Origin of the sequence: Streptomyces sp. BJ20 (assembly GCF_022869105.1) — a bacterium.
Classification (GTDB): domain Bacteria; phylum Actinomycetota; class Actinomycetes; order Streptomycetales; family Streptomycetaceae; genus Streptomyces; species Streptomyces griseoincarnatus.
This window is the reverse complement of the sequence record NZ_CP094918.1, coordinates 531,150-550,051: the sequence shown is the minus strand read 5'-3', so window position 1 is coordinate 550,051 and position 18,902 is coordinate 531,150. Positions and strand designations below refer to the sequence as shown.

Sequence of the window (18,902 nt, the reverse complement as noted above, 5' to 3'; positions counted from 1 at the left end):
CGGCGGGTTCACTCCGTCCAGGTCAGCGAGGAGGCGATGGCGTCGAAGAGGCCGGCCATGGCGTCGGCGACGGGTTCCAGCGGGGTGGAGAAGGTGAGCAGCAGGTACTGGGCGCTGCCGGGGACGGGCACGTGGTACTCCACCGCGACGGAGGCACGCTGCCCGTCCCGCCGCTCCCGCTCGGTGGGCCGCGTGGTGGACCGGACGCGTACGGCGGTGCCGGCGGCGAGCTCCTCGACGCTCACCTTCGTGTCGTCCTCGTCCGGTTCCGCGCCCTTCGCGAACGCCGCCGCGAGGTCGTGCGGCGACAGCGGCTCGGGGCCGCGCAGCGGGGCGAGGCTCACCAGCAGCGAGGCGGGGACGGTGAGCGGTCCGGCCTCCTGGAAGCTGAGGTACAGCTCGATGCCGCCGCCGCGGTAGGCCTCGGCGGCCCGGCGGCGCAGATCCGCGCGCATCTCGTCCTTGAGGTGCGGGGCGTTGTCGACGCCCTGGAAGCGGCGTTCCACCAGCGCGTCGACCGACCGGTCCCGCTGTTCGGGGTCGAGGAGGATCCGGAACCAGCCGTCGGGCAGCAGGAGTCGGTAGTCGGACGGTGGTCCGTCGTGCTCGGGTCGGGTCGTCATCGCCGGGCCTCCTCGTTCGTCGTACGCTCCGCCGCGGTCCGGTCGAGCACCAGCCGTCCGCGCAGTTCGTGCACGGCGTACGGCACGGCCTGCAGGACGAGACCGAGCGCCCCCGCGGCCACGGCGACGGCCGCGGGTCCGGGCGCCGTGCCGGCGACGCGGATGCCCTGGATCACGGAGAAGAGGTTCCCGAAGGCCATGACGGCGGTCGACGAGACTCCCGCCGCCGTGCCGGGAAAGCGTGCCATCCGGCGGGCGTCCCGGCCGGTGCGGGGCAGCAGCCCGGTGCCCAGCACCGGTCCCTTCGGCCAGGTCCGCTTCCCGCCGAGCCGGCGTTCGGACACCGCGAGGCCCGGGGCGCCGCACAACCGCGACCACCCGTCGGCGCCGTCCGCGCCGCCGAACCACAGGTCCCAGGGGAACACCGCCCGTACCTGCTCGCCCGGCCCCCGCAACTCCGCCCCGACCGGCCGTCCGGTCCCGTCGAGCACCTTCACCAGCCGCGTCACCGCGTGCGCGCCTGTGCGGGGGAACCAGTACTCCTGGCCGCCGAGGTCCCGCAGCACCAGATCGCGGTCCTGCACCCGCACCTCGGTGTCCCGCAGGAACCGGACCGTGGCCCCGCTCCCGGGCGCCGGGTCGGGCGTGACGCGTTCGAGGACCGTCACCCGGCGGCGCCCTGCCCGCAGCCGGGTCCAGGCGCGCAGCGCCAGCCGCGCCACCGGCCCGCACAGGGCGGTGAGGGCGAGCAGCAGCACGAGCCGGCCGGGCACGGTGTCGGAGAAGACGACCACGGTGAAGGCGGAGAACCACAGCGTCCCGGCGACGCCGCGCACGCACCAGTACCAGAGCGGGAATGCGGGGCCTGGCCCGAGGGAGACGCCTCCCTTCCCCGAACCTGCCCGAGGGTCGCTCCGGTCCCGCGCGACGTGCAGCGGCACGCCCGCGGCCTTCAGCAGCCCGGCCACGCCCGTACGCTCCAGCAGTTGCTCCCCCTGCACGGCACGCTCCGGAAGCGCGGGCGCCTCCGGCAGCCAGTCACCGAGGGGGATGCGGGCGACCTGCGCCCCGTCCCGGTCCTGAAGCCGCACCTCGCCCCAGGCGTCGGGACGGCCGGGCTCGTCGCGTCCGGCGTCCGCGGGCGCCGCGTCGACGAACACCGCGCGGGCGACACCGCCGTCCCCGACCGGCACCCGGCGGGTACGGCCCCGGGCGCGCAGCACGAGCGCGCCGTCCTCCACGGACAGCCGTGAGCCGTGACACCGTTCGAGCCCGGGACCGCGCCCCGCGGCCGGCCGGAGAGCGGGCGCCTCGGTCACGGGGTGACCTTGTCGGCGACCGAGGTCACCGCGCCGTAGGCGCCCTCGGAGCCGGCGAGCACACCGGTGGCGGTGGAGCCCGCCCAGACGTTGGTCTGGCCGGTGAAGTTGTTCAGGGCGTTGCTGACCGCGGGGAACTCGCGGGCGGCCGGGGCGATGCCGTCGAGCCCGGCGGCCGTGCGGGCGAGGTCCGGGTCCAGGGTGCCGGCGGACCGGGGGGCCGCCATGCCGCTCAGCCCCTCACGCCAGCCCTCCCGGGAGAAGGCGTTGCGGATGGATTTCACGCCGTCGACCGTATCCCGGGCCAGGGCGGACGGGCTGAAGCCCTCCTTGAGGTTGCTCCAGTTCGGCAGCTTGCCCTTGGGCATGGTGGCCATGGCGCGGGCCGCGTCCTTGCCGCGGACCGACCCCTGCGCGCCGCGGTTGGCGAGGTTCCACGCCTTGTTGGTCTTCATGCCGGACCGCACGGCGTTCTTGTAGAGGTTGCTGCGGGCCAGCGCCTTGCCGCCGGCGGCCACGCCCTTGGCGCCCGCCATCGCGGCCCGGCCGAGGCCGAAGGTGGCGACACCGACGGCGTCCAGGATGACGGACTTCCAGCTGCCCTCACCGCCGAGCACCAGCACCAGGTCGGTCGCCAGGGCGACGACGCTGGCGACCAGCGCGACGGCGTTCGCGACGACGGCGATCGCCTGGCCGATGACGGGGATCCAGCCGAGCGCGAGCGCCGCCACCCCGGCCCAGAGGGCGATGCGTCCCGCCCATTTGGAGATTTCCTTGAGCCAGCCGGCGTTCTCGTGGACCCAGTTCTTGAACTTGTCCTTCCAGCCGTCCTTCAGCCCGTCGTTCTCGATGACGTCGTGGATCGCGTCGGCGGCCGCCTGCGCGGCGCGGTCACGGATGCCCTTGGCCGCCGCCAGCGCCTTCTTCGCGTCGGCCAGTGCGGACGTCGCCGCCTTCTGCCGGTCGGTGTGCCGCTCGCGGTCCGGGTCGTCGTCCGGGGTGTCGTCCGGCAGCCCGTCCAGGGCCCGGCGCGCGCTCCCCAGGCTCTCGTCGGCCTGCTCGGCGTCCTTCAGCGCCTGGTCGGCCATCTGCTGGGCGCGGTGCAGCTCCGAGGCGAACTCGTTGCTGCACACGCCCTCGCGCACCTGGGTGCCGAGCGCCTGCGCGGCCTCGTCGTACCGCTTGAACGCCTTGCGCAGCTTGCCGCTCGCGCCCTCGGCGGCGCCGCGGAACTCCGTGGCGGTCTTGCCCTTCCAGTTCTCCACCGACGCCAGCGCCTCGATCTCGCGGGCCTCCTTGTCGATGGCCTCGGCGGTCTTGCGCAGCTGCCGTCCGAGCCGGGCGACGGTCTCCGGGTCCCCGGGTATCGGGTCGGCGGACTCGTCGAGCACGGCCCAGCGGTGGGCGGCCGGTCTGGCGGTCATCGGCCCGCTCCCTTCGGCTGGTCCTTGTCGGTGCGCCGGAGCGCCTCGGCGAGCTCGTGGTCGAGGGTCTCGTACGACTGGGCGGCGGACTTGGTGATCCCGTGCAGCTTCTCCAGCTCCTCGGTGAGCTGTCTGCGGTGGATCTTCCAGTTGTCGGCGAAGGTGTCGAAGGCGTCCAGGATCTTGTCCGAGCCGAGGTCGTCGACGCCGTACCCCTCGGCGGGGTTGGCGCGTTCGGCGAAGGTGTCGCGGATGCGCCCGAGCGAGCGGGCGGTCTCCTTGATCCGCGCGATGTCGGCTTCCTGGTCTCCCACCGTGTCCTCCTTGCCCGTGCCGTCCGGCCGGTGCGGCGTCAGCCGACCTCGTTCTCCGCGACCGCCTGCCCCCGCACCACCACGTCGCCGCCGTAGAACATCCCCGTGAAGACGGGCGAGTACGTGAGCTGGACCTCGACCTCGACGGCGTCGACCGTCGTCGTCACGCAGTGGGTGGCGGCGATGTCGGGGCCGGACATGTCCATCTCGCGGGCGAAGGCCTTCACGCGGGCGTCGCAGTTCTGGAAATTGATGGGGGCGGGGCCGCCCTCGTTGTCGTAGAGGGCCTCGCGGTCGATGTCCTGGGCGGCGTAGCGGGCCGCCTGTTCCGCGATGTCCGCCGCGCGCTCCCGCTTGGAGATCGACATGCCGCCGTCGATGACGAAGGCCGCCAGGGAGAGGAAGACCAGCGCGAAGATGATGACCGCGCCGGCGCCCGAGCCGCGGTCGTCCAGCCGCCGGGCGCGGTCCGCGAGCCAGGTCCGGACGCGTGCGCGCGAAGGTACGGGTGCGTGCGGACCCAACTCCGGTGCGCGTGCGCCGCCTTGGGATACGCGTGCCCTCACGCCGTCCTCCGGTACGGGTCGAGCGGCGAGCTGAAGCTCGCGGTGAGCGTCGTCGGGATGTCCAGGCCCAGCATGGCGAGGCCCCGCACCTCGCAGCTCACCTGAACGCTGAACAGGGTGTCCGGTTCGAAGCCCTGGCTGGTCTGGACGACGGTCACCGGGCCGGAGCAGACGTCCTCGAGGTTGGCCTCCGCCGCCGCCCGCGCCTCGGCCATCGCCGTCGCGTGGTCCTTCTGGATCGACCCCGCACGCGCCGCGTCCCGCGCCGCCCCGTCCAACGCGCCGCGTCCGTCGACCAGTTGCCCGAAGGCCACCAGGACGAGGATGAACAGGATCATGACCGGCGCGAGGATGACGACCTCGACGGTGGACAGACCCCGGTCGCCGGAGTCCTGCCGGACGGCGCGCGGAAGGGAACGGCGCATCAGTTCTCCCCCTCCTGCACGAACCGCTCCACCGGCCCCACCGACTGCGCGTGCACCGTCAGGTCCAGGCCCGGGAACACCGTCGGGATGCGCGCGGTGATCTCCACGCCGACCGTGTTCTGCTCCGGCTGGAGCATCTTCACGTCCGGGGCGATGACCAGCTGCGGGCCCAGCTGCCGGATGTAGCTGTCCACCACGTCCCGTGCCTCGCCCCGCCAGCCGCCCGGTTCGGCGTCCGCCGTGGCCCGCGCCTTGCGCGCGCCCGCCTGCGCCGCCGCCTGGGCGACGTGATCGGCGAAGAAGTACAGCGCGAACTGCACCGTCGCGAAGATCATGAAGAACAGGACGGGCGTGAGGAAGACGAACTCGATCGCGGTCATGCCGGAATCGCCGCGGGCGGAGGCGGCCTCCACCCGTCGGCGTACCCAGCTGCGTACGCGCACCGGCATCCCCGTCACGTCGAGAAGGTTCGTGCGGTCAGCAGGTCTTGCCCGCGTCCGCGCCCTTGATGCAGTCGCCGACCTTGTTGGCGCCCTCGCTCAGGGCGGCGTTGATGATCGCGGCCACCACGCCGACGATCGCCACGACGACGGCCGAGATGATGACCCACTCCACCGCGGAGGCACCGCGGTCCAGTTCGCCGGAGCGCGCCCGCTCGACGCGCGCCCGCATGAAGGTGACCAGGAAGTCCACGGCGGGGATGCCGGTGTGGAAGGTACGTCCGTTCATGACGCGTTGTCCTCTCGAATTCGGTTCACGGAAGTTCTGACGTACGGCGCGCGGTCCGCGGTTCGCGGCTCACCGGTCCGGTATCTCACACCTGGAACACCCGCATCGCCGCCGGAAAGATCAGGAACACCAGGAACCCCGCGCACAGCAGCAGCTGCGCCACGAGCATCGACTGGGACTTCTCGCCCGCGCTGCCCTCGATCTCGGCGAGTTCGCGGTGACGCATGGTCTCGGCGCGCGAGGCGAGGGACTCCCGTACCTTCGCGCCGTCGTCCGCGACGAGGGCCAGCGAGGCGGAGAGGTCCTTCAGCTCCTCCACGCCCAGCTCCTCCCCGAGCTGGCCCAACGCCTGCCACTGGCTGAGGCCGGTGATCCGGGCGTCGGCGAGCGCGTTGCGGATCCGCTGCGTGGCCCAGCCGTCGGACACCTCGGCCGCCGCCATCAGCGCCTCGGGCAGACCTCGGCCGCCGGCCAGGCTCATCGACACCAGGTCCAGGTACGCGCCGATCACCCGGCGCAGGTCGCGCCGCTTCTCGGCGGCGTCCCGGCGCACTTCCAGGTCGGGCAGCACGAAGAACAGCACCGCGCACAGCAGCGCCAGCCACACGGGGATGACCGGGCTGCTGCCGAAGCCGAGCTGCCAGACGATGGCGAACAGGAACGGCCCGAAGAACAGACCCGCCACCGCCAGCAGCACCTTGGTCGCCAGGAACTTCTCCCAGCTGCGCTCCAGGACGGCCAGGTCGGCGCGCAGGGACCGCTGCTCCCACCCCTGCTGCTGGTAGAACTCGGCGACCTTGACGCCCACTTGGGCCCGCAGCGATCCAAAGCGCCCGGTCTCCTGCGCGGCCGGCCGCGCCGACTCGTACGCCGAGCCGCGCGCCCGCATCGCGTCGATCCGGGCGACCTGGGAGAGGGCACTGCGCCGGGTCGGCATCAGCGCCCGCACCAGGACGTAGATCCCCAGTCCGACGACCGCGCCGACGACCACCGGCATGGTCAGTCCGTCACTCACCGGCGTACCCCCTCTTCCGGCTGGAACGGCGACGCCTGCGCGGGCGCGGCGCCCGGGGTGCGGGGACGCACCAGACGCACCGAGGACTCGTCGCGCACCAGGAAGCGTTCGGGCGTCTCGATGGTGGACAGCTTGCGCAGCCACCAGAAGCCCAGCGCGAACAGCCCGCACACGCAGGCGAGGACGACCTGGCCGACGGCCGTGCCGTACGGCTCGACGAAGTCGCGGTTGAAGATGGACAGGCCGAGCACGAACGCGATCGACACGGCGACCACGATCTGCACCGAGCGGCGCGTGGACGCGCGCTGCGCCATGACGCGCTGGCGCATGTCGACCTCCTCGCGCGCCGACTTGGCGAGCGCGCCGAGCACCTGCCGCAGACCGGGGCCGCGCAGGCGGGCGTTGAGGATGAGGGCGGCGACGATGATGTCGGCGGAGGCGTCGTCGATCTCGTCGGCGAGCTGCTGGAGCGCCTCGGGCAGCGGGGTGCGGGCGCGCAGCCGGTCGACGAGCGCGTCGAGGTGCGGGCGCAGCACGGGCGCGGCGGCCCGCGCGGACGCCGGGATGGCCTGCTCCAGGCCGACCGCGCCGGCGATGGTGTCGCGCAGGGACTCCGTCCAGGAGGCGAGCGCCTCCACCCGCCGCATCGCGGCCCGCTCCTCGGATGCGCCGCCGAAGAGGCGGTCCCAGAAGAAGACGAGGACGGCGGAGGCGACACCGGCGACGACCCAGCGGGTCATCAGCAGCACGGCGAGCCCGACGAGCGCGGCGAGCGAACCGCGCCGCCCGGCGAACCGGATCAGCTCGCCCGCGCGCTCGCTCGCCTTCTGCTTCTCGTGCTCGGGCTTGGCGGGCAGTCCCCGTACGGCGACGAGGAACAGGGCGAGACCGCCGCCGACGGCGACACCGCACGCGAGCGCATACAGCACGGTGGTGGAGAACAGGCCGCCCATCGTGCCGACCGAGCCGAGCGCGGCGAGGTCGGTGGTGGCCGGGATGGCCGGCGGGCCGGTGATCAGCGGGCCGGTGATCATCGGATCGGTGGTCATCGGATCACCCCCACGTTCCGCTGGGCCGGTAGCCGTGGGCCATCAGATCCTCCAGGCAGGCTATGGGGGCGTGCGGGACGACCCGGCCGTCGGGCGCCTCGGCGAAGACCTCGCTGGACAGCACCCGCCCGTCGACGCCGTTGACCTCGCGCACGGAGGTCACACTGCGCTGGAGGCGGCCGCCGCTCTGGAAGCCGTTGCGCCGCTGGATGAAGACGACGAAGTTCACCGCGCCGGCGATGAGCATCTGGCTGGCCTCGATCGGCAGCCGCTCGGTGGCCTGGAGGGCGTAGGTGGAGATGCGGTTGAACACCTCGCTGGAGCTGTTGGCGTGGATCGTGGACAGCGAGCCGTCGTTGCCCTGGGACATCGCGTTCAGCATGGTCACGATCTCGTCGCCCAGCACCTCGCCGACGATGACCCGGGAGGGGTTCATACGCAGCGACCGGCGCACCAGCTCCGCCATCGAAATGGCGCCCTGCCCCTCGGAGTTGGGCAGCCGCTCCTCGAACGCCACCACGTTGGGGTGCAGATCGGGGAAGGTGTCGAGGCCGAGCTCCAGCGCGCGCTCGACGGTGATGAGGCGTTCGTGCGGCGGGATCTCGTTGGCGAGGGCGCGCAGCAGCGTCGTCTTACCCGCGTTGGTGGCGCCCGCGATCATGATGTTCTTGCGGGCGCGGACCGCGCAGGCGAGGAAGTGCCCGAGCTCGGGGGTGAGGGTGCCGTTGCCGACCAGGTCGGAGATGAACACCTTGCCCATGCGGGCCCGGCGGATGGACAGCGCGGGCCTGCGGGCCACGTCCATGACGGCCGACAGACGCGAACCGTCCGGCAGCCGCAGATCGAGCTGCGGGTTGGCGGAGTCGAAGGGCCGGGACGACAGACCGGAGTAGGCGCCCAGCACCTGGATCAGCTCGATGAGCTCCTCGTCGGTCTCGGCGACCGGCTCTCCGCGCACCTCGCGCCCGTCGGCATAGCCCACGAACACCTGGTCGCAGCCGTTGATGTCGATGTTCTCGACCTCGGGGTCGTCGAGCAGCGGCTGGAGCCGCCCCACCCCGAACAGGGCCGCGTGCACGGCGGCCGCGTACTGCTCCTCGGTCTCCGCGTCCAGCGGCGTACGGCCCGCGTTGATCTCGGAGCGGGCGTACTCCTCCAGTATCTGGGCTATGACGGCGCGGGCGTACTGCCGTTCGTCCTCGGTGGACATCGGCGTGACGCCGTTGACCTGGTCGAGGCGGCGCTGCTCCGCGATCCGGTCACCGGCGTCCTGACGGAACCGCTTGACCAGGGAGTGGTCGACTGCGGTCATCGCCCGGCTCCGTGACCCTGCGGCGGCGCGGCGTGCGCCTGCTGCTGGGCGGCCTGGGCCTGCGCGGTCCACGCGGCGCCGTACTGCTGGTACACGTCGGCGGTGACCTTGCGGGCCGAGCGGATCAGCAGCGACTTGTCCAGCCGGCCGCGGCGGCGCCCGGCGAGCTGCTCGGCGCCGGCCGGGTCGTCGGCGAGAGTGCCGACCACGCGGGCGCCCGTCTGCGCGTGCACGAGCATGTCGTTGACCTGGCCGGCCAGCTTGGCCGCGTTGCCCGGGTCGGCGACCAGGACGACGCCGATGACCGGGCTGTTCAGGGTGGCGGCGCCGCGCGACCCGCCGTGCAGCTTGCCGGCCAGCGCGGCCGCCCGGTCCCGGACACGGGCCAGCGCCTCGGGCTCGGTGCGGGAGATCAGCAGCACGAGGGAGGCGTGCGGGAACAGCTCGACGGCCGGGGTGTCGCCGCTGATGCGACCGCAGTCGGCGATGACGTCGGCGGGCGCGTTGGGCGAGTCGGCGAGGGAGGAGAAGGCGCGCCCGAGCGTCGGCCACAAACCGGCCAGGCCGGCGGCCTGCTCGGCGATGCCGAGTCCGACGAGCACTTCGAGCCCGCCACTCAACGGCTGGACGTGGTCCCAGAGTTGGTCGGGAACGAGGCCGCGCCGCGCGGTGGCGGCGATGGACAGCATGCCGGTGTTGGGGTTGAGCGGGCCGCCGTGCGCGGCGGCGCTGCGGTACACGAGGTCACCGCCCGCCGGGTCGGTCTCGGCGAGCAGGACGCGGCGCGGCCAGACCGCCGCGAGGGCGACGGCCGCGGTGGTGACGCCGGGGGAACCCTTGTCGGCGGCGAGGGCGATGAGGGCCATGGGTCGGGTGCCGCCTTCTAGTTGCCAGGGACGAGGACGAGCGCCACCTCGCCGTTGGTGGCGGCCTGGGTGAGCGCCGCGGCCTGCGCGTCGTCGACGAGGAGCGTCACAGGGAGGTTGGTGCTGCTGACGAGGTCGTCGTCGCCCTTGTTGTCCTTGACGTAGTTGACGACGGCCTTCTCGACGATGACGGAGTCACCGCCGGCGGACCCGGCCGACCCGCCGTCGGCGTCGTCACCCGACCCGGACCGCGAGGTTCCGCCGACGCGGTACGCGGCCACGGTGACACCGGACTTGAGCCCGGCCGGGTACTGCCCCTCCTTCAGGGACAGACCGACGAGGGCCTTGCCCTCGGGCACCTTGGCCTCCGTGCCGAACATCTCACCGACGGCGACCACGCCGCCGGGGATGGTGGTGACGGCCTTCAGCTTCTTCAGGGCGTCGAACTGGGACCACTGCACGTAGTTGATGCCCGGGTCCTCGGCGACCATCACCGAGGTGGCGTTACTGTCGTTGACCGCCTGACCGGCAGGGATCTCCTTGGTGATCTTCACGACCTCGATGCGGTCGCCGGCCTGCAGCACGAGCATGGTGGCGCCGAGCGCGCCCACCAGGATCAGCAGCACGGCCAGCGCGGCGAGGGCGGGCTTGCGCTCACGGGGCGGAGCAGGAAGCCGCTCACCGACCGACGGCCCGGCCGGAGCCGCGGAACGCCCCGCGCCCGCCCCCGTACGCTCCTGGATCTTCACGCAGCCGCTCCCCGTACACCCAAGATGATGTCTGCCAAGTTCCCTGAAATTCCGGACACTTCACCCGCGTCCGCTCGTGCGCAGACATGCGGGACGCGTGGGGCGTACTCGCCCTGATGCGGGCGAATAACCAACGCGTACGTGAGTGTCAAGCCATCGCACCGTATCAGCCGGACATACGGCCCTCAAGACAAGTACATCCTCACCCGCCTCGGTCCGCGCACCGTTACTCATCTGCAATTTCATGCTTCAACAACCCAGTTGGGGACGGGCGCGCGCCGACACGTCCACTGTGCTGACGCGAAGCTTCAACCCCTGCCCCCAGGTGGCGTTTTGCGGCCACTTCCTCACCCGCCGCACACGCCTCTCCCACCGACCGTCCACGAGGACCTCCGAGGCGCGTGCCATGATCGTGCCCGGGGTCGGTGACCGCCCGGTCGCCCAGGGCGACCGACACCATGCCAATACCGGCGTCGAGGGCAGTCACCGAGCACGCGACAAGCAGGCATGCGGGGGGCCACGGTGACGGAAGCACGAACGGTGATACCGCCGCTCGGCGGTGCTGCTTTTGCAGCGGACTCACGTCTCCTGGAGAGGGTCCGTGCCGTCGGGGAGCGTACCGGGGTGGACTACACGGACGACGCGGCGGTGAGCGACCTGCTCGGGCGGCACCGGGTCGCCGTCGACCGGGCAACCCACGGGCCCGCCGGATGGATCGGCGGTCTCGCCCTGGCGGCAGGCGCGATCTGGCCGTTCGTCGGCCACACGGCCCCCGCGACGGCTGGCAAGCCGCTGCTCGCCTACGCCCCCGCGGGTCCGCTGCTGGTCCTGGCGGCCGCATGCCTCACGCTGGCCCGCCTCCGCTGGAAGCGTGCCCTGATGCACAAGGAACTGGCCGGTTACCGCGAGGCGCTGGGCCTTGCCCGGGCCTACGGCATCGAGCCGGCCCATGTTCCGCCATGGCTGGAGGGCCGCCGGGAGGACGGAGGCGGCAAGGGCGCCGCTCCGATACCGAGGTACGCACCGATGGAACGGGCCGACGAAGGTACCGGTACGCCTCCGTCCGCTACGCTCCCGCCGAAACCGGCCGCGGTGTCCGAATACGAGCGCGTCGCCGACCAGGGCGGCTGGCACGACGAGGTGGGCTGGCTCCTGGTGTTCGCCGGCGGGATGGGCCCCGCGGTGGCGGTCAGTTCGGGCGAACCCCTCGGCCTCGCCGCGCTGGCGCTCGTGCCCCTCGCCGTCGTCGTCTGGGTCGCGGGCCACCGCCAGGGAAGCCGGAAGGCGGACCTGCGGCCGGAGGCGGAGGCGTACGCCCGGGCGGTCGTAGCGGCCCGGGCGGCGGGCGCGGAGACCCCGGATCTCTCCCCGCAGCTACGGGCCTTGCTCGACGACTGACACGGCTCCGATACATCAGCCCGGCGTGCGCTTGCCCTCGTTCGCACTGGCATCGGGGAACGAGCGGCTAGGCCATTGGGTGGGCTGGCACACACTGCAGTCCCCGAGGAACGACTTGACTGACATGACCTGCGCGTTTCGGGCATACGCCCGGTCACTCCCGTTCAGCCCCAGGTGCCGTGATCGCACCCTTCGCGGGCCTCTTCGCCCTGGCGAAACCGGAAACGGCACCGATACCGTCTCTGCTCTCGACTGCACTTCTGTCTCACGGGGAGTCACTGTGAAGCGCCGCACCTTGTCCACCGCTGTAGCGTTCGCCGCGACGTCGGCTCTGTTGCTGACGGGGTGCGGTGGTGACGACGGCGGGTCCGGCGGAGATGACGAGATCGCAGGTGCGGCGAAGGACCCAGCACCCAGCACGTCGGCCGAGTCCCCGTCGGGCGACGCCGCCAAGCGGCCGTCGGTCACCCTGCCGAGTGACGTGAAGAACGTCTTCGACGGATGGGAAGCCGGTGACGCGGCCAAGGACGCACTGCTGACGGACGTCACGCACCGCATCAACGCCACCGACGCCGCGATTGTGGCGGCGGACCCGAACTCCGAGGCGCTGCGCTTCTACTACAAGGGCGAAGCGCTCGCCGGGGCCGCGACGTGGGTCAAGGGATATGTGGACGAAGGCCGGTCCATCACCGGCACGGTGCGCTTCTACGACCCGGACCTGGTGATGGTCGACAAGGACACGGCCGCGCTGGCCTATTGCGCCGACGAGTCCGCGGCCTCGGACAAGGATCGCAAGACCGGCAAAGCAGACAAGACGCCGGTCACCAAGGAGTCGTACGTCGCCTACAACTCGCGCCTCGAAAAGGGTGAGGACGGTGTCTGGCGGACCACCGTCCTCGAGTCGGAGAGGGGTAATGCCAAGTGCGTCCGGTGACGTCCTGGGTGAGCCGTGCCGGTGCTTTCGTGACCGCGATGGCCTTGGTGCTTGCTCCCGGCATCGCCCACGCCGACCGCGGCGGAGGCGCCTCCCAGGGGGGAGGCACCGCCGAGACGAGCGGAGGTCGGGAGGGCGCCAGCCTCGTGTCGAAGGTGGTCTACAGCGGCTCCACCTCCGGCTCCCGAGGCAGCGACGGCCGTGGCGCTCTGCAGCCCGTGGGTGACTGGACCCCGCCCGCCTGCTGGTACGAGCCTCGCTCGGCGGAGCAGTTCCGCGACTACGTCGAGTCGGTGTACGAGGAGACGGTCAACACCCCCGGCCAGCACAGCTACGCCAAGCAGTCGGTCGGCATGTTCCGCGAGGACTACAAGGACGGCACGTACAAGAACTACAACCTCGACAAAAAGGACGAAGGCTCCTTCTGGGTCGCCGTCCGTGACGAGGACCGCAGGATGGAGCCCGAGGCCCAAGCCTGCGACAAGCTGCCGTTCTGGGTCGAGAACGGCGACCCCGTCCCGGTCGAGAACGCGGTCACCCCCGAGGTGCTCGCCGAACTCGCCTACAACCGCGTCCGTCTGCCGGCTGCCGAGGTGACCCTCAGGCCGGAGGCCGCCACCAAGGTGAATCTGCCGACCTGGGCCTGGCTGGACAGGGCCAAATTCAAGGAGACCTCGGTGACCGCCTCGATCGCCGTGGGAGGGCTGAACATCCAGGCGACCACCACGGCCAGGCCCGTCTCCCTGAGGCTGCAGCCCGGCACGCCGGACGCCGAGACGTACCCCGCCTCGGGTGAGTGCACGATCAACGCCGACGGCTCGATCGGCGAGCCCTACACCCGGGGCGAGGCCGACCGGACTCCGCCCTGTGGGCTGAAGTACCTGCGCTCCTCCGGCGACGGGACGTTCACGCTGCAAGCCACGATCACCTGGGAGATCTCCTGGACCGGCACCGGCGGTGCGGGAGGCGACCTCCCCGACGGGACCTTAGGCAACGACCAGGCCGTGACCGTCCAGGAGATTCAGTCCGTCAACCGCTGACCCCACAAATAAGGCTCCCCCACGTCATGAGCGACCTGACCCTTGAAGACACCGTCTTCGAAAGCCTGAAGAAGACCTTTTCGTCCATCAGCGACCGCATGGAGGATGCCCGCCGCAGTCTCCGCGGCGCGGACGCCTCCGCCGTCGGCGAGAGCAAACTCGTCGAGGACGTGCAGGACTTCGCCGACGAATGGGGCTACGGCATCAAGCAGCTCGGCAAGCACACGCACGGCGCCGTCAAGATGATCAACACGATCGGCAAGACGTTCGGCGACCTGGACCTGGAGCTCGCGCAGTCCCTCAAGGCGAAGAAGAAGGGCAAGTGACGTGACCGCCCCGCAGGTCCCGTATCCGAACATCGGGCGCAACCCGACACCGGGAAGCGTGGAGGACACACGAGAACTTGCCAAACGTCTCGGCTCACTGGCGAGCGAACTGGGCACCGCGGTACGTCAGCTCGAACGGATCGAGTGCGGGGCATGGAAGGGCAAGACCGCAGTCGCCTTCACCGAGTACGTGGGCCACGACGTCACCCCCCTCGTCAGGAAGAGTCACGAGTCCTTCGGCAAAGCCTCACGCGCCCTGCACCGCTGGGCCAACGAACTCGCGGACTTCCAGGACGAGGCGGCCCAGCTGGACAAGGCCGCCGGCAAAGCCCTCGACGCCAAGGACACGGCCGAGAAGGAGGCCAAGGGCAAAGGCAGCGACGACCTCGCCACGGCGGCCGGCGACGTCGACGAGGTCATCCAGAAGGTCCACGGGCTCGAAGAACGCTACAAGCAGGCCGCCGCACGCATCGGCAAGGAACTGGACAAGGCCGCCGACATCGCGCCGAACGAGCCCGGCTTCTGGGACAAACTCGGCCAGAGCATCGCCGACGCGTGGGACGCGACCGGCGACTGGCTCAAGGAGCACGCTGACCTGATCAAAGCGATCGGTGACGTGCTCAGTGACGTCACGGCCGTACTCGGAATGCTCGCGATCGTCACCTTGCCCTTCCCGCCCCTCGCGGCCATCTTCGGCACGGCCGCCCTCATCGGTTCCGGGCTGTCCCTGGCAGCGCACGGCGTCGCCAAAGCGGCCGGGGCGGATGTGAGCTGGCTGCAGGTGGGACTCGACGCGGTAGGCCTGCTGCCGGGCATCGGGCTGTTCGGCAAGGGGATCAAGGTGGTGGGGGCGGGCAAAGCCGCGACCACCGCGAGCAAGCTCGGCAAGGGGTTCACCGTGACCCCTATGGGACCGACCCGGGTACTCCTGGCCTTCGGCAAGGAGTCATCGGCCATGTCGGGCGGGCTGGGCAAGGCAGGGCTCATCAAGATCGGCGGAATGTCCAGCGAGGTGCATCACGTCGCGCACGCCGGCAGCGGAGTGATGTCCCGTCTTGGAGGACTCGCGTACCAGGGGTATCACCAAGGACAGCTCATCGGCACCAAGGGGGCCAATCTCCTGGGGGCAAAGATCGATCCGTTCAGCGCAGGAGGCATGGCTCTCGATGCCGGTCTCAAGGTCGCTCCCAAGATCTACGGACATGTGACCGATGATTGAGATCGCGCCGTCCACGAGAAGAGGAATCACCTGAAATGGAACTCTGGCAGCCCAATCCAGGTGAAACTCTTGTCGCCCGCGCACCCATCAGTTTCGCGTCGGGAGCGGCCTCCCCTGTCAGTGGCATGCGATGGTTTCGCGACACCGCGCGCAACGACATTCAGAACGACTTGGAGGGGTGGCCACCAGGACCGCTGTACGAGGCCCGCTCCGGAACGGGATCCGCCACCCGGCAGATCCTCAGAGGTGCGGTCGTGGCAACAGGGATGGCGATCGGCACTTTCCTCTCCATGCACGGAGGAAGGATCAACGGCACACCAGGCTCGAGCCCAGGCACCGACACTCCAGAGGACCGAGCTGACGAGGTGGATGACTTCCCGGTCATGTGGGCGGCTCCGGGCACTGTCGCCCGCACCCTTCCCTGGCAACTCGACCCTGCCCGCGCCCGCGCCAACGGTTGCCGGACACATGCAGTCGTCACCGACCGTCGCCTCGTCGTCGTGGGCTTCGACTACATCAAGGGAGCTCACGACTTCATCTATGACGACTTCCTATGGGAAGTCCCTCGTACTGCGATCGAGAAGGTGGAGCTTCGCAACTTCAAGACCGGGTTGGACACGAAGATCGTGTTCGCCGACGGCTCGTGGTGCAGAGTGAGCAGCCGAGCCCGCGAGCGACTGACCCGATACCTCATCGAGCCGTTGGACTTCATTCCGCTCCGCTCACTCTCACCTGCCCAGCGCAAAACCGCTGAAAATTTCGCCGCGCGTCAGGGACCGGACGCTCAGGCGCCCCTGGTGAAGCGTAACTCCTGCGGCTGTTTCCGGATCGAGGTACTGGCGCCGAGCAAGACAAACGCGAAGTTCGGCCACCCGGGCTTGAACAGCCTCATGGATGACAAGGGAACAGAAATCCCGATCACTGATTACCACCCGCAGGACTTCCTCACCTGACTCTCGTCCCCTCATCCCCCGAACGGCTCCCGCACATGCCCACCGCCCCCGGCAGCACACCCGCCCCGCACCTCAACGCGTCACCCGGCGTCCTCCCTCCTCTGTGGTTCGTTGCTCCCGAGGGCTTCTTCGCCCTCCCGATCGCCGCGACCCCGGAGGAGCGCACCGAGCGCGCCCGGGCCTTCGTTCGCGAGCTCTACTCACGCGGTGACGCGAGCATCTGGGAGCCCGCCGGCCCCTACTACGAGGCCATCACCGAGATGATGGGTGACGCCGGTCTCTCGTACGCCGCCATGGGCCTGTTCTCCGCGGCGGACGATGCCGCCAAAGATGACGCCCTCCTCACCGACGAGCCCGTGAGGCATGAGCCTTCCGAGGGCGTCGTGCAGTGTGCTTTCACCGTCGGCATCGTCCAGACCGACCATGCCGGCAAGGACACCGACGTCGTGGCCCAGGGAATTCTCGCCACGCTTTCGGGCGACCCTTACAACGACGTGATCTGGCTCGACCTGCCCTGCGGGCCGGGGGTGTCCTGCATCAGCGTGCGCGAATACCGACTCAACCCCGAGATGACGGCGACCGGTGAAGAGACGAAGCTCCTCACCGGCCAGATCCAGGCCTACATCCCGTTCCCGACGGGTCCGTACACGGCCGTCTTCACCCTCCACACGGCCTCCATGGAGCACTGGGCTTCGGTCTACCGCCTGATGTCGGCACTCCTGCAGACCGTTTCCTTCGCTGATCCCATTGCGGCTCTGCCCAGGGAATCGGTCTGACCGGCGAGCTGGAAGACCATCGCCGCCCTCTTCGCACTGGCGAAACCGGAAACGGCACCGATACCGTCTCTGCTCTCGACTGCACTTCTGTCTCACGGGGAGTCACTGTGAAGCGCCGCACCTTGTCCACCGCCGTCGCATTCGCCGCCGCGGCTGCTCTGCTGCTCACGGCTTGTGGAGGTGGGAACGACGGGTCCGCCGACAGCGATGAGATCGCCGGCGCCAGCCGGCAATCCGAACAGCCGAGCAAGTCGGCGGAGCCGGGGACGTCTCAGGAGGACAGGCCTGACGGCGTGGATCTGTCCCTGCCCAAGGACATCAACCTCGTCTTCGACTGGGACAGGCCCGAGGACGCGAACGAGGCGGCCGCCATGGATGACGCCGCCAACTTCTTCCGGGCCATCTACCGTGGCGTGGACAAGCGCACCGCCAAGGAGGCGGGCGTCGTCGCCTACGCCACAGGCGAGGGGTTGCGCTACGCACAGACTCAGGTCAACGCCTGGATCGACGGCGGCTGGACCGCCACCGGCACCCTGCGCCACTACGACGCCACCACTCGGTCCGCCGGAGATGGCACATCGGTCGAGGTGGCCTTCTGCGCTGACTCCGGCAAGTTCTTCGGTAAGGAAGTGAAGACCGGCAAGGTGCTCACGACCGAGCCGAGCATCGAGGACTTCGACTACTACAAGATCATCATGGTCAAGATCCCGACATCTGACGCACTGTGGCAGGCGTCGAAGGTCTTCGTCGAGACGAAGGCGGCGAAGTGCCAGTGAGGGGACGGCGTCACACGTTTGTCGGTGTCACGGCGCTCACTCTGGCTCTCAGCGTCATCGCCTTCACTGAGGCTGCCTACGCCGCAAAGCCAGTGGGATCCGACAAAGGTGCCAGCACGGAGCAATCCGGCGGCGGAGACGGCACCGGCATCTACGCCGCGGCCCGCATCACGTACTCCGGGTCCGTGGCCCCGAACGGCGCCTCCGGCAACGTGACGTCCGCAGACGTCAACTGGACTCCCCCGCCGTGCTGGTACGCCCCGTATCTGGGGGCCAAGGACTTCAAGCAGAAGATGTCCAAGGACATCGAGCGCCAGCTGAATACCCCCGGCATCGGCAGCACTGCCGGCTCCGCCCTCACCGAGCTGAAACGCCATTACGAGGCCGGTTACGGCTGGTCCGACAACCCCGGGTACGAGGACTACAACGTCGACAAGGACGGCGAGGGCATGTTCTGGGCCGGCGTCGAGAACCCGAACGAACCCGACGTGCTCAAGCGGAACGCCTGCAACGACCTCCCCTTCTGGGTGGACAACGGCGAGGCGCCACCGCCCCGGTACGAAGAGGCCATCACGCCCCAGATACTCGCGGCCCTGGCCTACCAGCACATGCAACTTCCCGACACCGAGGTGACCCTCGCACCGGAGCAGACCACCAAGGTCAACCTCCCGACCTGGGCGTGGCTCGACAAGGCCGTGTTCGACGAGGTGCAGGCGACAGCAGCCCTCAACGTGCCGGGCTTCAACCTCGAGGCCACGACGACGGCCAGACCGGTGTCCCTGACCCTTGAGCCCGGCACCGAGGACGCCGTGACCTACCCGGCATCCGGCGAGTGCGTGATCAACGGCGACGGATCGATCGGCGAGCCGTACGCGAGGGGCAAGGCGAACCGCACCCCGCCGTGCGGCATCAAGTACCTCCGCTCGTCGGGCAACGGCACCTACAACCTCCAGGCCACGATCACCTGGGAGATCTCCTGGACCGGCACCGGCGGCGCGGGAGGCGACCTCCCCGACGGCACCTTCGGCAACGGCCAGGCGGTCACCGTTCAGGAGATCCAGGCAGTCAACCGTTGACAGCTCAACAGCA

22 protein-coding genes are annotated in these 18,902 nt (G+C 70.3%); 9 read left to right on the top strand and 13 right to left on the bottom strand.

Features of this window, described 5'->3' with window-relative positions:
* Positions 1-8 precede the first annotated feature (8 nt).
* The 13 genes from MTR79_RS02630 to MTR79_RS02570 all read right to left on the bottom strand — a co-directional run bounded on the left by MTR79_RS02630 (position 9) and on the right by MTR79_RS02570 (position 10,391).
* A complete protein-coding gene (locus tag MTR79_RS02630) occupies positions 9-623 on the bottom strand; it encodes a hypothetical protein (protein WP_244789021.1) in 615 nt (204 codons plus the stop codon).
* On the bottom strand, positions 620-1,942 hold the full coding sequence (locus tag MTR79_RS02625) for a hypothetical protein (RefSeq protein WP_086699832.1): 1,323 nt from the start codon (positions 1,940-1,942) through the stop codon (positions 620-622). Before MTR79_RS02625 ends, MTR79_RS02630 begins: the two co-directional genes overlap by 4 nt.
* Entirely contained in the window at positions 1,939-3,366 is a 1,428-nt protein-coding gene (locus tag MTR79_RS02620; protein WP_048459631.1) for a hypothetical protein, read from the bottom strand. Before MTR79_RS02620 ends, MTR79_RS02625 begins: the two co-directional genes overlap by 4 nt.
* Positions 3,363-3,680, bottom strand: coding sequence for a hypothetical protein (locus MTR79_RS02615; protein WP_048459630.1), 318 nt, complete (start codon positions 3,678-3,680; stop codon positions 3,363-3,365). The genes MTR79_RS02620 and MTR79_RS02615 overlap by 4 nt, the downstream gene beginning before the upstream one ends.
* Positions 3,681-3,718: 38 nt before the next feature.
* Positions 3,719-4,135: a pilus assembly protein TadG-related protein gene (locus MTR79_RS02610; RefSeq protein WP_244793039.1), complete on the bottom strand. Its 417-nt coding sequence runs from the start codon at positions 4,133-4,135 to the stop codon at positions 3,719-3,721.
* A gap of 107 nt (positions 4,136-4,242) precedes the next feature.
* On the bottom strand, positions 4,243-4,671 hold the full coding sequence (locus MTR79_RS02605; protein ID WP_048459628.1) for a TadE/TadG family type IV pilus assembly protein: 429 nt from the start codon (positions 4,669-4,671) through the stop codon (positions 4,243-4,245).
* Positions 4,671-5,120 carry a TadE family protein gene (locus tag MTR79_RS02600; RefSeq protein ID WP_086699827.1) on the bottom strand — a complete coding sequence of 150 codons (450 nt, stop codon included), beginning with the start codon at positions 5,118-5,120 and terminating at the stop codon, positions 4,671-4,673. Before MTR79_RS02600 ends, MTR79_RS02605 begins: the two co-directional genes overlap by 1 nt.
* Positions 5,121-5,148: 28 nt before the next feature.
* Positions 5,149-5,400, bottom strand: a complete 252-nt coding sequence (locus tag MTR79_RS02595; protein WP_006133157.1) for a hypothetical protein — start codon at positions 5,398-5,400, stop codon at positions 5,149-5,151.
* Positions 5,401-5,485: 85 nt separating this feature from the next.
* On the bottom strand, positions 5,486-6,397 hold the full coding sequence (locus tag MTR79_RS02590) for a type II secretion system F family protein (RefSeq protein WP_086699871.1): 912 nt from the start codon (positions 6,395-6,397) through the stop codon (positions 5,486-5,488).
* A 14-nt stretch (positions 6,398-6,411) separates the two neighbouring features.
* Positions 6,412-7,368: a type II secretion system F family protein gene (locus MTR79_RS02585; protein WP_189365566.1), complete on the bottom strand. Its 957-nt coding sequence runs from the start codon at positions 7,366-7,368 to the stop codon at positions 6,412-6,414.
* A 100-nt stretch (positions 7,369-7,468) separates the two neighbouring features.
* On the bottom strand, positions 7,469-8,776 hold the full coding sequence (locus MTR79_RS02580) for an ATPase, T2SS/T4P/T4SS family (RefSeq protein ID WP_048459626.1): 1,308 nt from the start codon (positions 8,774-8,776) through the stop codon (positions 7,469-7,471).
* Positions 8,773-9,642: a hypothetical protein gene (locus MTR79_RS02575; RefSeq protein ID WP_175448091.1), complete on the bottom strand. Its 870-nt coding sequence runs from the start codon at positions 9,640-9,642 to the stop codon at positions 8,773-8,775. The genes MTR79_RS02580 and MTR79_RS02575 overlap by 4 nt, the downstream gene beginning before the upstream one ends.
* A gap of 17 nt (positions 9,643-9,659) precedes the next feature.
* Positions 9,660-10,391 (bottom strand): hypothetical protein, encoded by a 732-nt coding sequence (locus tag MTR79_RS02570; protein ID WP_086699825.1) that lies wholly within the window; start codon positions 10,389-10,391, stop codon positions 9,660-9,662.
* A 624-nt stretch (positions 10,392-11,015) separates the two neighbouring features.
* Here MTR79_RS02570 and MTR79_RS02565 point away from each other — a divergent pair.
* The 9 genes from MTR79_RS02565 to MTR79_RS02525 all read left to right on the top strand — a co-directional run bounded on the left by MTR79_RS02565 (position 11,016) and on the right by MTR79_RS02525 (position 18,889).
* Positions 11,016-11,789, top strand: coding sequence for a hypothetical protein (locus MTR79_RS02565; protein ID WP_244789019.1), 774 nt, complete (start codon positions 11,016-11,018; stop codon positions 11,787-11,789).
* Between the two features lie 280 nt (positions 11,790-12,069).
* Positions 12,070-12,723 (top strand): hypothetical protein, encoded by a 654-nt coding sequence (locus MTR79_RS02560; protein WP_244789017.1) that lies wholly within the window; start codon positions 12,070-12,072, stop codon positions 12,721-12,723.
* 38 nt (positions 12,724-12,761) lie between these two features.
* Entirely contained in the window at positions 12,762-13,763 is a 1,002-nt protein-coding gene (locus tag MTR79_RS02555; RefSeq protein WP_244789015.1) for a hypothetical protein, read from the top strand.
* Positions 13,764-13,789: 26 nt separating this feature from the next.
* Positions 13,790-14,089, top strand: a complete 300-nt coding sequence (locus MTR79_RS02550) for a hypothetical protein (RefSeq protein WP_086699821.1) — start codon at positions 13,790-13,792, stop codon at positions 14,087-14,089.
* Between the two features lies 1 nt (position 14,090).
* A complete protein-coding gene (locus MTR79_RS02545; RefSeq protein ID WP_086699819.1) occupies positions 14,091-15,308 on the top strand; it encodes an enoyl-CoA hydratase/isomerase family protein in 1,218 nt (405 codons plus the stop codon).
* 35 nt (positions 15,309-15,343) lie between these two features.
* A complete protein-coding gene (locus MTR79_RS02540; protein WP_244789013.1) occupies positions 15,344-16,261 on the top strand; it encodes a hypothetical protein in 918 nt (305 codons plus the stop codon).
* 35 nt (positions 16,262-16,296) lie between these two features.
* Complete coding sequence (locus MTR79_RS02535) at positions 16,297-17,037, top strand: hypothetical protein (RefSeq protein WP_244789011.1); 741 nt, start codon at positions 16,297-16,299, stop codon at positions 17,035-17,037.
* Positions 17,038-17,144: 107 nt separating this feature from the next.
* Positions 17,145-17,813 carry a hypothetical protein gene (locus tag MTR79_RS02530; RefSeq protein WP_244789008.1) on the top strand — a complete coding sequence of 223 codons (669 nt, stop codon included), beginning with the start codon at positions 17,145-17,147 and terminating at the stop codon, positions 17,811-17,813.
* A gap of 41 nt (positions 17,814-17,854) precedes the next feature.
* Positions 17,855-18,889 carry a hypothetical protein gene (locus tag MTR79_RS02525; RefSeq protein ID WP_244793037.1) on the top strand — a complete coding sequence of 345 codons (1,035 nt, stop codon included), beginning with the start codon at positions 17,855-17,857 and terminating at the stop codon, positions 18,887-18,889.
* Positions 18,890-18,902 lie beyond the last annotated feature (13 nt).

Coding starts and splice junctions, on each gene's coding strand:
- MTR79_RS02605 (WP_048459628.1), bottom strand. CDS start 4,671: ATGCGCCGTTCCCTTCCGCGCGCCGTCCGGCAGGACTCCGGCGACCGG.
- MTR79_RS02595 (WP_006133157.1), bottom strand. CDS start 5,400: ATGAACGGACGTACCTTCCACACCGGCATCCCCGCCGTGGACTTCCTG.
- MTR79_RS02590 (WP_086699871.1), bottom strand. CDS start 6,397: ATGCCGGTGGTCGTCGGCGCGGTCGTCGGACTGGGGATCTACGTCCTG.
- MTR79_RS02550 (WP_086699821.1), top strand. CDS start 13,790: ATGAGCGACCTGACCCTTGAAGACACCGTCTTCGAAAGCCTGAAGAAG.
- MTR79_RS02575 (WP_175448091.1), bottom strand. CDS start 9,642: ATGGCCCTCATCGCCCTCGCCGCCGACAAGGGTTCCCCCGGCGTCACC.
- MTR79_RS02585 (WP_189365566.1), bottom strand. CDS start 7,368: ATGGGCGGCCTGTTCTCCACCACCGTGCTGTATGCGCTCGCGTGCGGT.
- MTR79_RS02600 (WP_086699827.1), bottom strand. CDS start 5,120: ATGCCGGTGCGCGTACGCAGCTGGGTACGCCGACGGGTGGAGGCCGCC.
- MTR79_RS02630 (WP_244789021.1), bottom strand. CDS start 623: ATGACGACCCGACCCGAGCACGACGGACCACCGTCCGACTACCGACTC.
- MTR79_RS02620 (WP_048459631.1), bottom strand. CDS start 3,366: ATGACCGCCAGACCGGCCGCCCACCGCTGGGCCGTGCTCGACGAGTCC.
- MTR79_RS02555 (WP_244789015.1), top strand. CDS start 12,762: ATGGCCTTGGTGCTTGCTCCCGGCATCGCCCACGCCGACCGCGGCGGA.
- MTR79_RS02580 (WP_048459626.1), bottom strand. CDS start 8,776: ATGACCGCAGTCGACCACTCCCTGGTCAAGCGGTTCCGTCAGGACGCC.
- MTR79_RS02540 (WP_244789013.1), top strand. CDS start 15,344: ATGGAACTCTGGCAGCCCAATCCAGGTGAAACTCTTGTCGCCCGCGCA.
- MTR79_RS02535 (WP_244789011.1), top strand. CDS start 16,297: ATGCCCACCGCCCCCGGCAGCACACCCGCCCCGCACCTCAACGCGTCA.